16 protein-coding genes are annotated in these 12,595 nt (G+C 66.6%); 5 read left to right on the top strand and 11 right to left on the bottom strand.

Translation table 11 applies throughout. From position 1 onward, the window contains the following. The first annotated feature begins 57 nt into the window (after positions 1–57). From ACI1V7_RS08225 to ACI1V7_RS08240, 4 genes are read left to right on the top strand one after another with little or no spacing between them, the layout of a single operon-like run. Positions 58–489, top strand: a complete 432-nt coding sequence (locus ACI1V7_RS08225; RefSeq protein WP_404531263.1) for a hypothetical protein — start codon at positions 58–60, stop codon at positions 487–489. Then, complete coding sequence (locus ACI1V7_RS08230; RefSeq protein WP_404531264.1) at positions 486–1,160, top strand: C39 family peptidase; 675 nt, start codon at positions 486–488, stop codon at positions 1,158–1,160. Before ACI1V7_RS08225 ends, ACI1V7_RS08230 begins: the two co-directional genes overlap by 4 nt. Before the next feature lie 11 nt (positions 1,161–1,171). Continuing rightward, positions 1,172–1,687, top strand: a complete 516-nt coding sequence (locus ACI1V7_RS08235) for a hypothetical protein (protein WP_404531265.1) — start codon at positions 1,172–1,174, stop codon at positions 1,685–1,687. A 25-nt stretch (positions 1,688–1,712) separates the two neighbouring features. Beyond that, positions 1,713–3,125 carry an acetate kinase gene (locus ACI1V7_RS08240; protein ID WP_404531266.1) on the top strand — a complete coding sequence of 471 codons (1,413 nt, stop codon included), beginning with the start codon at positions 1,713–1,715 and terminating at the stop codon, positions 3,123–3,125. A gap of 130 nt (positions 3,126–3,255) precedes the next feature. Here the strand turns inward: ACI1V7_RS08240 and lpxO are convergent, their stop codons facing one another. From lpxO to mltG, 11 genes are all read right to left on the bottom strand, one after another. Next, positions 3,256–4,155 (bottom strand): lipid A hydroxylase LpxO, encoded by a 900-nt coding sequence (gene lpxO / locus ACI1V7_RS08245; RefSeq protein WP_404531267.1) that lies wholly within the window; start codon positions 4,153–4,155, stop codon positions 3,256–3,258. A gap of 240 nt (positions 4,156–4,395) precedes the next feature. Continuing rightward, positions 4,396–4,623 (bottom strand): DUF6139 family protein, encoded by a 228-nt coding sequence (locus ACI1V7_RS08250; RefSeq protein WP_404531268.1) that lies wholly within the window; start codon positions 4,621–4,623, stop codon positions 4,396–4,398. A 111-nt stretch (positions 4,624–4,734) separates the two neighbouring features. Next, positions 4,735–4,926: a hypothetical protein gene (locus ACI1V7_RS08255; protein WP_290414161.1), complete on the bottom strand. Its 192-nt coding sequence runs from the start codon at positions 4,924–4,926 to the stop codon at positions 4,735–4,737. Between the two features lie 181 nt (positions 4,927–5,107). Further along, positions 5,108–6,040: a class I SAM-dependent methyltransferase gene (locus ACI1V7_RS08260; RefSeq protein ID WP_404531269.1), complete on the bottom strand. Its 933-nt coding sequence runs from the start codon at positions 6,038–6,040 to the stop codon at positions 5,108–5,110. Positions 6,041–6,152: 112 nt separating this feature from the next. Next, positions 6,153–6,854 carry an ankyrin repeat domain-containing protein gene (locus tag ACI1V7_RS08265; protein WP_404531270.1) on the bottom strand — a complete coding sequence of 234 codons (702 nt, stop codon included), beginning with the start codon at positions 6,852–6,854 and terminating at the stop codon, positions 6,153–6,155. A 3-nt stretch (positions 6,855–6,857) separates the two neighbouring features. After that, the gene (locus ACI1V7_RS08270; protein WP_404531271.1) at positions 6,858–7,640 is read right to left on the bottom strand and encodes a TatD family hydrolase; all 783 of its coding nucleotides are present in this window, start codon (positions 7,638–7,640) and stop codon (positions 6,858–6,860) included. Between the two features lie 145 nt (positions 7,641–7,785). Continuing rightward, positions 7,786–8,304, bottom strand: a complete 519-nt coding sequence (locus ACI1V7_RS08275; protein WP_404531272.1) for a GNAT family N-acetyltransferase — start codon at positions 8,302–8,304, stop codon at positions 7,786–7,788. Positions 8,305–8,359: 55 nt separating this feature from the next. Then, positions 8,360–8,737, bottom strand: a complete 378-nt coding sequence (locus ACI1V7_RS08280; RefSeq protein ID WP_404531273.1) for a PilZ domain-containing protein — start codon at positions 8,735–8,737, stop codon at positions 8,360–8,362. 10 nt (positions 8,738–8,747) lie between these two features. Further along, positions 8,748–9,779, bottom strand: coding sequence for a DNA polymerase III subunit delta' (locus ACI1V7_RS08285; RefSeq protein WP_404531274.1), 1,032 nt, complete (start codon positions 9,777–9,779; stop codon positions 8,748–8,750). Beyond that, positions 9,770–10,393: a dTMP kinase gene (tmk, locus tag ACI1V7_RS08290; protein ID WP_404531275.1), complete on the bottom strand. Its 624-nt coding sequence runs from the start codon at positions 10,391–10,393 to the stop codon at positions 9,770–9,772. The genes ACI1V7_RS08285 and tmk overlap by 10 nt, the downstream gene beginning before the upstream one ends. Next, positions 10,390–11,391, bottom strand: coding sequence for an endolytic transglycosylase MltG (gene mltG, locus ACI1V7_RS08295; RefSeq protein ID WP_404531276.1), 1,002 nt, complete (start codon positions 11,389–11,391; stop codon positions 10,390–10,392). The genes tmk and mltG overlap by 4 nt, the downstream gene beginning before the upstream one ends. Before the next feature lie 123 nt (positions 11,392–11,514). Between mltG and ygfZ the strand changes: the two genes are divergently transcribed. After that, complete coding sequence (gene ygfZ, locus ACI1V7_RS08300; protein WP_404531277.1) at positions 11,515–12,585, top strand: CAF17-like 4Fe-4S cluster assembly/insertion protein YgfZ; 1,071 nt, start codon at positions 11,515–11,517, stop codon at positions 12,583–12,585. Positions 12,586–12,595 lie beyond the last annotated feature (10 nt).

The raw sequence follows: 12,595 nt of genomic DNA on the forward strand, positions 1-12,595 counted from the left end.
AACCGATACTGCCGTGCCTTCGGGCACGGCGGTATTTGTCGCAACCGGGGGACCACCATGCAGCAAGCAACCCAGCATTCCGTCGTCCGCGCCTGCGCCAGCGTCCTGTTCGCGGCGTGTGCGGTAGCAGCGGCAACGGCACAGGCAGCACCGGACGAGGCCATCGACGCCCGCACGGCGGCGGCCCGTTCGCTGTTCACGCCCGCGCATGCGATCAGCGCACCGGCGCCGGCCAGGCAGGCACCTGCCCAGGGATCGGCGGAGCACGACGCCTACCTCGAGGGGCAGCGCGGCGGCACCGACGTGCACAACAATGCGAACATCGACGGCGCCGTGGCCAACAACACGGCCACCAATGTCGTCACCGGCAATAACACGATCGACAGCGGCTCGTTCGCCAACATGTCCGGGATCCCCGTGGTGATCCAGAACAGCGGCGCCAACGTGCTGATCCAGAACGCCACCATCATCAACCTGCAGTTCAAATGACTTCACGCGCACTGATCCTGCTGTGCGCCCTGCTGGGCAACGCCGGCGTCCAGGCAGCAGACCTGGACACCGCCGCTGCCCGCTTTCACGTTCCCGTGCACAGCCTGAAAGAACTCCGCTTCATCTCGACCATCCGCCAGCAGTACGACTTCAGCTGCGGCTCCGCCGCGCTGGCCACCCTGCTGAGCAACCATTACGGCTACCCGGTCAGCGAAACCACCGCCTTCCAGTCGATGTGGGCGCATGGCGACCAGGCCAAGATCCGCAAGGAAGGCTTTTCACTGCTCGACATGCAGAGATACCTGGCCACGATCGGCTTCAAGTCCGACGGCTTCCGCCAGCCCCTGGAAAAACTGGCCGAGGCGAAGCTGCCGGCCATCGTCCTGATCTCCGAGAAGGGCTACAACCACTTCGTCGTCATCAAGGGCTTCCAGGACGGCCGCATCCTGCTGGGCGATCCGTCCAGCGGCACCCGCGCCATCACGCGCGAACAATTCGAATCCATCTGGCCGACCCGGCTGCTGTTCGTGATCCACGAATCGCCGACGCGGCCGCAGTTCAATCTCACCGCCGACTGGCGTGCCGCGCCGCGCGCGCCGCTGGCCGATGCCGTGGCCCGGACGGCGCTGGACGCCAGCAGCCTGCCGAAATTCGGCCCCGGGGATTTTTGACAGGAGACTTCATGCGCCCTTCCTTCCAGATCGCCTGCCTGCTGGCCGGCGCGGCGCTCGCCGCCCAGGCCGGCGCCGCGCCGCCGCAGGATGCGGGCCCCGCCTTCGACAGCAGCAACGCGGTGGCGGCCGAGTCGCTGGACGGCTACCGCGGCGGCTTCGTCACCGACACGGGCCTGGCCGTCTCGCTGGGCCTGGAGCGCATCACGACCATCAACGGCGCCGTCGCCGACAGCAGCAAGATCGATTTCGGCGACCTGGGCAAGCTGACGGCCGGCCAGGCCACGCTGTCGGCCGACTCGCTGAACCAGCTGCGCCTGATCCAGAACGGCGGCGGCGGAAGCGTCGCCGTCGACTTCGGGCCCAATGCACTGGGCGGGACCGTGATCCAGAACAGTTTGAACAATCAGATTATCAATAATTCAACTATCATTAACGCCAGTGTGGATGCGCGTGGGCTATTACAGTCCATGAACTTCCAGAACACCCTGTCGAATGCATTGAACAGCGCCGCCACCGGCAGGTGACGGCGCCCTACTGGAGACATCGCATATGCAAAGAAGTCCGCTGTACAGCGTGATCGCCCTCAGCGTGGCGCTCGCCTGCCTTCCTGCGGAAGCGCAGACCGGGCCCGAACTGCTGGAACAACTGAAGGTCATGCGGCAGCAGCTGGAACAACAGCGCGCACGGGTCGACGAACTCGAGCGCCAATTGCGCGCCAGCGGCATCCGGGACGCGGGCAGCCCCGCCAGCAGCGGCCAGCTCGCAGGCCTGCGCGGCACGGGACCCGCCGTGGCGGCACCGGGCCCGGACGCGCCCCAGGCGGCCCAGGCCGAGACCACCGCTGCGCCGATGGACGCGCTGCGCGGCACCGGCGGCGCGCCGCAGGAAGGCTTGCCGGCGCCCGTCACGGGCAGCAATTCCGCCAACGTCGCCGCGCCGCAGCCCGTCGTCGCCAGCCAGCCGACCCAGGTCGGCCAGGCCCCGCAGCCGGGCCAGGGCCAGCGCACGCCGGAGGTGGCGCCCATCTTCGAAACGCCGGGCGTGCTGACCCCGCGCGGGCGCGGCGTGTTCGAGCCGGCCGTGCAGTACGGCTATTCCTCCAGCAACCGCGTCGCCCTGGTCGGCTACACGGTCATCCCCGCCCTGCTGATCGGCTTGCTGGACGTGCGCGAGGTCAAGCGCAACACGACCACCGGCAGCGCCACCTTCCGCTACGGCGTCACGAACCGCTTTGAAGTCGAAGGCAAGATTCCCTACGTTTACCGCAGCGATTCGACCGTGTCGCGCGAGCTGTTCACGGGCACCGCGGCAGAACGCGCCTTCGACACCAGCGGCAAGGGCATCGGCGACATCGAACTGGCGGCGCGCTATCAGCTCAACGACGGCGGCATCGACAAGCCGTATTACATCGCCGGCCTGCGCTTCAAGTCGCGCACGGGCCGCGACCCGTTCGAGGTCGTCACGGACTGCCAGACGCGCTGCCTGGGCGAGAACGTCACCGGCACCGGCCTGCCGCTGGACCTGCCGACGGGTTCCGGCTTCTATTCTCTGCAGCCGAGCCTGACCTGGCTGCTGCCGTCGGACCCGGCCATCTTCTTCGGCACATTCAGCTACACGCACAACTTCAAGCGCGACGACGTCTACCGCACCGTCCTCGACGGCGGCCGCGAGCTGCTCGGCGAGATCAAGCCGGGCGACGTGTTCGGCTTCAACATCGGCATGGGCCTTGCGCTCAACGAACGCGCCTCGTTCAGTATAGGCTACGACCACAGCTCGGTCTCGCGCATGAAGCAGAACGGCCAGGTGATCCCGGGCTCCGTGCGCATCCAGCTCGGCACCCTGCTGCTGGGCGGCTCCTACCGCATCAACAACAAGCGCACGCTGAACGTGTCCGTGGGCGCGGGCATGACGCGCGATACGCCGGATGTGACGCTGATGATGAGGATGCCGTTCTCGTTCTGATCTGAAAAAAACGGGAAAGTAAACGACGTCGTCCCTGCGCAGGCAGGGACCCAGTTTCTGTTCGCGTCACGTAAACGCTTGCAAAATTGGGGCCCTGCCTGCGCAGGGACGACGGTTTTACGGGTACGTCTCAGATGTAATAGATGGCTGCGGCGAGACCGACGATCAACCCGACCTTGGTCACTTTATACGCGGTCTTGTTCCACGCCTTGTAGCGGCGGCGGTACTGGCCCATCACGTGCGAGATGCGGAACAGCTTGCTGACGAGGCCGATCTGGTCGCCCGTCTCGTTGGGCGAGGCGGCGGCCGTCATCATGGTGCGGCCCAGCCAGCGGTTGACGGCCTGGGTCCAGCGGTAGCGCATCGGGCGCTCGACGTCGCAGAACAGGATCACGCGGTCGCTCGAGCTCGCGTTCTCGGCCCAGTGCAGGTAGGTTTCGTCGAAGATGACGGGCTGGCCGTCGCGCCAGCTGTGGCGCACGCCGTCCACTTCGATGAAGCAGCGGTCGTCGTTCGGCGTGGCCAGGCCCAGGTGGTAGCGGATCGAGCCGGCGAACGGGTCGCGGTGCAGGTTCAGCTTGGCGCCAGGCGGCAGCTCGGCGAACATCGCCGCCTTGATCGACGGGATGCCGGCCAGCAGCGCATGGGTCTTCGGGCACAGGCGCGCGGCGGACGGGTGGCTGGCGTCGTACCACTTCAGGTAGAAGCGCTTCCAGCCCGTCTTGAAGAAGGAATTGAAGCCGGCATCGTTGTTCTCCTCGGACGCCTTGATCTTCTTGAGTTCGATGAGCTTCAGCGCTTCCTCGCGGATGACGGGCCAGTTTTCCTGCAGCACGGCCAGCTCGGGGAATTCGCGCACGGGGATGTACGGCGTGCTCGGCACGCGCGAGAACAAGTGCATGAAGATATTAATCGGTGCCATGAACGACGAATGGTCGAACAATTGGCGGCCGATCGGCAGGCGGACCTTACCCCGGAAGTGAATATGTAGAACGGAAAGGATAAGAAAACCGACGATTGCCCACTTCATTGTGCCTCCAGCGCCCGCCGCGTCGTGCGGCGACAGATCATGATCGAAGGCCGCTAGGATAGCATATGGACGGGACGGACGTAGGCCGGCCGCCCCTTTTGCAAGGGCGGCCGGCGCATCGTCGCCAGGGATTCGACGACTTGTCGTGGGCTGGCGACACAGCACGGCAGGCGTGTTGCCCGCCCGGTACGATGTGCCCGTAGGGTGGGCATCACATGCCCACCCTGTGCAGCCGGCTAGTTAATGCAGCACCGAAGTGACTGCGTAGCCTTTTTCGGACAGCTGGCCGTTCAGATTGTCGATATCGTAATCCTCGATCCGTTCGGCGTCGTCTGCGACTTCGACGGCACGGGCTTCGACTTCCCAGTCCGTGTTGGTCGCTTCTTCGGGGATATTGCGGGTCTCGGGGACGGCGAGGTAGGAGAACTTGCCGTCGGTTTCAGCTCTGCGGTAGATGTCCAGGCGCAATTCATTTCCTTTCAAAGCATGGCCGTCGAATGAAAGCCATCGGTAAGGCCACGATAGGCGAATGGTTGAATAGCGTCTGTTAATCCGCGCACACTGCCTTGCCATCCGCCATCATCGGCCGCCGAGGACGCGCGCCGGCAGCATGACGATGGCGCGCAGCAGTTCGAACACGGCCTCGACGCCGATGCCGACCAGCCGGAACGGCAGCAGCAGCAACCAGAACAGTGGGTACAGGACCAGCGCCAGCAGGGCCAGCGGCCAGCACAGGAACAGCAGCAGCAACCAGGCCAGGAATCCAAGCATCGTACGCTCCTTCGCGGGGAAAATCAGCAGGTGCGCGTACTGTAGGTGCCGGTGGGGAATGGGGCAATGCGGATGCGACGGAGGGCCGGAGCGGGGGATGAGCGGGGCAAAACCGGGGATGAACGGCGCGGCAGCATGCCGTCCTGCCCGCGCAGGACGACGCGCAGCCGCTGCCGCGGGGTCAGGCGTAGGCGGCGGCGCCCGGTGCCTCGGCGTGCTCGCGCTCCTCGAAGCGCGCCACCAGCTCGGCGCGCATCGTCGCTTCCAGCGACGGCAGCGAGCCGCCGGCGCGGTAGGCGAACGACACCTCGACGACGTCGCCCGGCTGCACATCGATGGGCTTGGCCAGCGGCAGCATCATGTAGTGGTTCAGCCAGTCGATGGTGGTGCCGTATTCCTCGATGATCGACAGCACGTTCTTGGTGATGAAGCGCAGCGCGTTCAGGCGGCCGCCCTTCTCGACCAGGAAGCGGCCTTCCCAGGCGATGGCCGGGTCGACGGGCTGGCTGAAGTCCATGATGCTGTACACGCCCGGCTGGGCCAGTTCGACCGTCCCCGGCGACACGACGTTGGTCTGCTGGAACTGCACGATCGGGGCGTGGAAACCTTCGAAATCGTATTCCTGCTGCAGCGGCTGCACGGCCATGATGACGGCTTCCGGCAGGAAGATCGGCAGCGGGCCGCCGAAACGGGCCTGGTAGCGGCGCTTGAACGATTCGATCACCTCGACCTGCTTTTCGCGCAGCATGCCCACGTGGATCATTTCGCAGATCACGATGTCGACCGGCTCCGGCGGCAGGTATTCGAAGGCGTCGGCGTGGATGACTTCGACGCGCTCGCCGTTGCTGTTCATTGCCAGGAAGCGGCGCGCCTCCTGCACCATGTCCGGATTGAACTCGACGCAGTACACCTTGGCGGCGTTCTGCGCCGCGAAGAACGAGAGCACGCCCGTGCCGCCGCCCAGTTCCAGCACCTTCATGCCCGGCTTGACGGCGTGGCTGACGGCGGCCTTGAAGCTGTGCATGCGGTTCTCGTCCATCAGCATATTGTGATGGTAGTGGACCGGGATAAATTGGCCGAGGTAGCAGCTCTCGATTTCGCGTTCGTTCAGCATATCGTTCCTTGTAGTGAGCCGCGCGTCGGGCCGGCACCGGTGTTGATTTGACCGGTAAATTATCTACAGGAAACTGTTGTTTCGAAGCGTGGAGGTGACGGGGAAAAGGCCGTCAATTCGCCTGTTCGCCCTTGGGACGTTCGGCGGCGCGGGTGGCCAGCGCCTGGGCGATCGACGTGTGGCCGGCCCGTTCGGCGATCTGGGCGGCCGTCAACCCTTCCCCGTTCTTCAGGCGCACGTCGGCGCCGCGGTCGACGAGGAACAGCGCACTGTCCTCGTGCCCCTCGCGCGCCGCCATCATCAGCGGAGTGAAGCTGCCGCTCTGCGGCGGCGACACGGCATCGATGCGGGCGCCGCGTTCGAGCAGCGTGGCGGCGATGCCGTCGTCGCCCGCGGCCGCCGCGTAATGCAGCGGGGTCCAGCCGTCGCGGTTGACGGCAGCGCCCTTGGCCAGCAGCAGGTCCACGGCCGGGGCGTTGCCCTTGTAGGCCGCCATCATCAGCGCCGTATTGCCGTTCGGCGCCGCCGCCTCGATGCGCAGCTTCGGATGGGCCAGCAGCACGCGCAGCGCGCCCATCGAGCCTTCGCGCGCCGCCACCACCAGCGCCGGCTCGCCGGCGCGGTTCGTCGCGTTCGGGTCCATGCCGTGGTCGAGCTGGGATTTCACGCCGCGCCCGTCATCCATCTCCACGGCGCGCAAGAACGAACCCGACTGGTCGGCCGCGGCGGCCTGCGCCAGCCGGCCGAAACCACCCAGCGCGACGGTGGCGAAGGCGGCGGCGGATGCAGCGAGAAAGGTGCGGCGGGACGTCATCGGTCAGCTCCTGGCGGACTTGAACAGGTTGAAGAAATTCTCCGTGGTGCGGTCGGCCACCTCGCGCAGCGGCACGTCCTTCAGCGTGGCCAGGAATTCCGCCACGTGCGGCACGAAGCCCGGCTCGTTGACCTTGCCCCGGTACGGCACCGGCGCCAGGTAGGGCGAATCCGTCTCGATCAGGATGCGCTCGAGCGGCAGCGCCCGCGCCACGGCCTGCAAGTCCTTGGCGCTCTTGAACGTGACGATGCCGGAAAACGAGATATAGAAGCCCATCTCGATCGCCGCCTGCGCCACTTCCAGCGATTCCGTGAAACAGTGCATCACACCCGCCACGCCGCCCTTGTCGAGGCCGGCACCCTCTTCCTGCAGGATGCGGATCGTGTCGGCGCTCGCCGAGCGGGTATGGATGATCAGCGGCTTGCCCGTCTCGCGCGAGGCGCGGATATGGGTGCGGAAGCGCTTGCGCTGCCATTCCAGGTCGCCCTCGAGGCGATAGTAGTCCAGGCCCGTCTCGCCGATGGCGATGACCTTCGGGTGGTCGGCCAGCGTGACCAGCTGCTCGACGGTGGGCTCCGGCGTGTCCTCGTAGTCGGGATGGACGCCGACCGAGGCGTAGATGTGCGGGTACTGCTCGGCCAGCGCGAGCACGCCGGGAAAGTCCGGCAGGTCGACGGACACGCACAGCGCATGCGTGACCTTGTTCTCGGCCATCTTGGCGAGGATCTCCGGCATGCGCGCGGCAAGCTCGGGGAAATTGATGTGGCAATGGGAGTCGATGTACATGCCGACATTGTACAAGACGACGATGGGAGGCGCAGTGCGCCTCCCATCGTCGCCCCTGCGCAGGCAGGGGCCTGATTTTGTGTGATGCAACCGAAAATTGCCCCCCGCCTGCGCAGGGGCGACGGTTGTTCGGGCGACGGCGAGATCAGGCCACCCGCTTGCCCAGAATGATCAGATCCCGCTCCACCCCATCCAGGTTCGCCACGCGCGGAAAATGCGCCCACGTGTCGAAGCCATACTTGCGGAACAGCGCCAGGCTCGGCGCATTGTGGCCGAAGATGAAGCCCAGCAGCGTGTGCACGTTGACGTTCGGCGCGAACGCCATCGCCTGTTCCAGGCAGTAGCGGCCGATACCCTTGCCGCGCCAGGCTTCCGCGATATAGATCGACAGCTCGGCCGTTCCGGAATACGCGGGGCGGCCATAGAAATTCGAGTACGACAGCCAGCCGATCACGGCCGGCTCGTCCGACGTGTCCGCCGCATCGTGGATCACCCACAGGGGACGGCGCTCGGGCGTGTGGTCGTGGAACCAGGCTTCGCGCGATTGCACGGTGATGGGTTCCGTGTCGGCGGTGACTTCGCGCGAGGCGATGGTGGAATTGTAGATGTCGACGATGACGGGCAGGTCGTCGATGCGGGCGAGGCGGTGGCGGTAGTCAGGCATGGAACGGACGACAATGAAGCGGACAACAGGTTGATGGAATGATTTTCGTGATGCGTCACAAGGTATGCGTGGCGCGCGCGGAGCGCAGGGCCGCGCCCAGGATTTCTTCGATGCGCAGCCTGGCGCGCTGGCCCGTCTCGTCGGCGGGGAAATGCACGCCGATGCCCTGCGCCTTGTTGTTGTTGGCGCCGGCCGGGGTGATCCAGGCGACCTTGCCGGCGATCGGGTATTTGTTCTGGTCGTCCATCAGCGACAGGATCAGGTAGATTTCGTCGCCGATCTTGTACGGCTTGTTGGTCGGCACGAACATGCCGCCGTTCTTGAGGAAAGGCATGTAGGCGGCGTACAGCGCCGCCTTTTCCTTGATGGCCAGCGACAGCACGGACGGCCGCGGCGGCTGCGGAGCGGTCGGGTCGGTGGGCAGGCCGTTCATCGGATTCCTTTCAAGCGCAGCAGGCAGTGTAGTCAAGCAGCATGTCTTCGACAAACAGTTTCGGCGACAGCGGATGGTCCGCGACGGCGCGCCGTTCGTTCGCGCTCTTGATGGCGCGCATCAGGTTCGGCGTCGACATCCTTGCCGCCAGGCCCGCCAGCTCGCGCTGGTAGCGCGGATAGTAGCGGATGGTGCCGGACAGCTTGTACGAGAACACATCATACAGCCAGCGCTGCTGCCAGGCGACGAGCGCCGACAAGGGCGTCTTGCTGAGCCGGTCCGCCGCGCGCAGGGCGCCGTCCACGCTCGGCTGGGCCAGGATCTGCAGCAGTGCGTCGAGCTCGTCGCGGTTGCCCGTCTCGGACTGGGCCAGTGCCGCCAGCGGCGCTCCACCCTGTTCGCGCAGCCAGCTGTCGGCGTCCTGCACGCCCTGCTGCTGCAGCCAGGCCAGCGCCTGGGCGTGGTCCGGCATCGCCAGCGCGAACTTGCGGCAGCGCGACAGGATGGTCGGCAGGAGGCGGTCCAGGCTGTTCGATGCCAGCAGGAACACGGTGCCGGGCGGCGGCTCTTCCAGCGTCTTCAGCAGCGCGTTCGACGCCGGCATGTTCAAGGCCTCGGCCGGGTACAGCACGACCACCCGCAGGCCCTGGCGGTGGGTGGAGATGTTCATGAAGTCGGACAGGCCGCGCACCTGTTCGATCTTGATGTCCTTCGACGCCGTCTTGGTCGACTTCGACTTCTTGTCCTCGCCGCCCTCCTCGCCGTCGGACGCCGGCAACTCGTCTTCCAGCGCTTCCGGGCGCACGCGGCGGTAGTCCGGGTGATTGCCTTGTGCAAACCAGCCGCAGGATGCGCATGCGCCGCAGGCGTGGCCGTCCGGACGCACGTTCTCGCACAACAGGGACTGGGCAAAGGCCTCGATGAAATCGGCCTTGCCGATGCCGGCCGGGCCGTGGAACAGGATCGCGTGCGGCAGGCGCTCGCGCAGGTGCTGCAGCCGGGCCCAGGGCTCCTGCTGCCAGGGATACATTGTCACAACCATTTCTCCAGCGCCGCGCGCAGGTCCGCCCGCACGGCGTCGATCGCTTGCGTCGAATCGATCACCACGATGCGGCCGGGAAACTGCGCGGCGCGTCTCAAATACTCGTTGCGGACCTTCTCGAAGAAGTCCGCCTGCTCCTGCTCGAACTTGTCGAGCGTGCGGGTGGCGTCCAGGCGGGCGCGCGCGACGGCCAGCGGCACGTCGAACAGCAGCGTCAGGTCCGGCTGCAGCAGCGGATGCACCCAGTGTTCCAGCGCTTCCATCTTGACCCGGTCCATGCCGCGCCCGCCACCCTGGTAGGCGAAGCTGGCGTCCGTGAAGCGGTCGGACAGCACCCAGTCGCCGCGCGCCAGCGCCGGCTCGATCACGCGGGCGATGTGCTCGCGCCGGCTGGCGAACATCAGCAAGGCTTCCGTCTCCAGGTGCATGGTCTCGTGCAGCAGCAGGTCACGCAGCTTTTCGCCGAGCGGCGTGCCGCCAGGCTCGCGCGAGGACACGACCGTCTTGCCGGCATCCTTCAGCAGGTCCGTCACGTAGCCGATATGGGTCGACTTGCCGGCGCCGTCGATGCCCTCGAAGGTGATGAAGCGCCCCGGCGCGGCGACCACGTTCATTGCGACGCCCCGTTGCGCTGGTACTGGTTGACGGCCTTGTTATGGTCGTTCAGGTTGTCCGAGAAGTGGCTGGTGCCGTCGCCGCGCGAGACGAAGTACAGGGCGTCGGTCTTGGCGGGCGCCAGCGCCGCCGTCAGCGATTCCACGCCCGGCAGCGCGATCGGCGTGGGCGGCAGGCCGGGTCGCGTGTAGGTGTTGTACGGGGTGTCCGTCTCGAGGTCCTTCTTGCGGATCTTGCCCGCGTATTTGTCACCCATGCCGTAGATGACGGTGGGGTCGGTCTGCAGCAGCATGCCCGTGCGCAGGCGGTTGACGAAGACGCCGGCGATCATCGCGCGCTCGCTCTTCTTGCCCGTTTCCTTCTCCACCAGCGAGGCCATGATCAGCGCCTGGTAGGGGTTCGTGTACGGCAGGCCTTCCGCGCGCTTGTCCCAGGCGGCCTTCAGGCGCTTCATCATCGCCTCGTGCGCCTGCTTGTAGATGTCCAGGTCGCTCGAGCCGCGCGCGAACAGGTAAGTATCGGGGAAGAACAGCCCTTCGGCCGCCTTGTACTCGGGGCCGACCTTGGCCAGCAGCTCCTCGTCGGACAGCTTGACGGTATCGTGCTTCAGGTTCGGCGCGGCGTCGACGACCTGGCGCATCTGGCGGAAGGTCCAGCCTTCGATGACGGTGAGCTGGTCCTGGGCGAAGTCGCCGCGCACCAGCTTGTCCAGCAGGCCGCGCGGCGACGTGTTCGGCTCGAACTCGTAGCTGCCGGCCTTGATGCGGCTGGCCTGGCCCGACACCCGCGCGAGCACGCCGAACAGGAAGGTATTGATGGGGATGCCCGCCGTGACCATCTGCTGCGCGGCGCCGGCGACGCCGCTGCCCGAGGCGACGGCGAAGGGAATCGCGGGGCCATCCGTGGCGATCGGCCGCCCCGCCCACCATTGGAAGCTTGCGACGGCCGCGACTGACACGATCACGCCCGTGACGATGAGTTTTTTTATTAGTGCCATTCTGCTCGAAGTGGGTTTTGCGCCGTGGCCGGCGCGATTTCGTCGACAACTCTATAATGAGGCCGTAATGATAAAGCCGTTAAAGCATAATCGGAAATATATTCTCAGGGTAAGAATCAGCGTATGACTCAGTGTATCAATGATTGGATCGACCACCTGAGCGCCCAGGGCGCCCGCTTCCACCCCGAGCGGGCCGGCGAGATCGACGACTTCGGCAACGTGCTCACGCCGGCCGACCTGGCCGGCGGCTTCGTCGCCGCCGTCACGGATCTCGGACTGATCGCCGTCGCCGGCGAGGACGCCGCCGGTTTCCTGCACAACCAGCTGACCAACGACGTCGAGCACCTGGGCCAGGCGGACGTGCGCCTGGCCGGCTACTGCACGCCGAAAGGCCGCCTGCAGGCCACCTTCCTCGCCTGGCGCGATGCCGACGCCGTCTGGCTGCAACTGCCGCGCGCCATCCAGGCGCCGCTGCAGAAGCGCCTGTCGATGTTCGTGCTGCGCGCCAAGGCCAAGCTGCGCGACGCCACCGGGGAGCCCGACCGCGTGGCCGTGCTCGGCCTGGGCGGCGAACGCGCGGGCGCGGCGCTGGGCATGCTCGTCGATGCGCTGCCTTCCGCCCCCTACACCCGCACCGAGGGCGCCTTCGGCACCGTGCTGCGCCTGGCCGACGCCTTTGGCGCCCCGCGCTACCTGTGGCTGACCTCGACGTCCAGCGCCGTCGCCGCCCTGCCCGCGCTGCGCCTGGCCCTGGCCTTCGGCGGCAACGCGGCCTGGGAACTGTCGGGCATCCACGCCGGCGTGCCGCAGGTGACCCAGCCGACGCAGGAACAATTCGTGCCGCAGATGATCAACTACGAGCTGGTCGGCGGCGTCAATTTCAAGAAAGGCTGCTATCCGGGCCAGGAAATCGTCGCCCGCAGCCAGTACCTGGGCAAGCTGAAACGCCGCATGGCCCTGGCCACGCTGGACAACGCGGCGGCGCGTCCCGGCGACGAGGTGTTCGCGGCCGACGATCCGGACCAGCCCTGCGGGATGATCGTGAATGCCGCCCCGAACGGGCAAGGCGGCGCCGACGTGCTGGTGGAGATCAAGCTGGCGGCACTGGACGGCGAGGTGCGCCACGGCGCGGCCGGCGGCACGCCCCTGCGCTTCGCGCCGCTGCCCTACGCCCTCGACACGGCCGAGGCCTGAGGCGGGAATC

It is taken from the genome of Massilia paldalensis, assembly GCF_044901715.1.
Taxonomy (GTDB): domain Bacteria; phylum Pseudomonadota; class Gammaproteobacteria; order Burkholderiales; family Burkholderiaceae_D; genus Telluria; species Telluria paldalensis.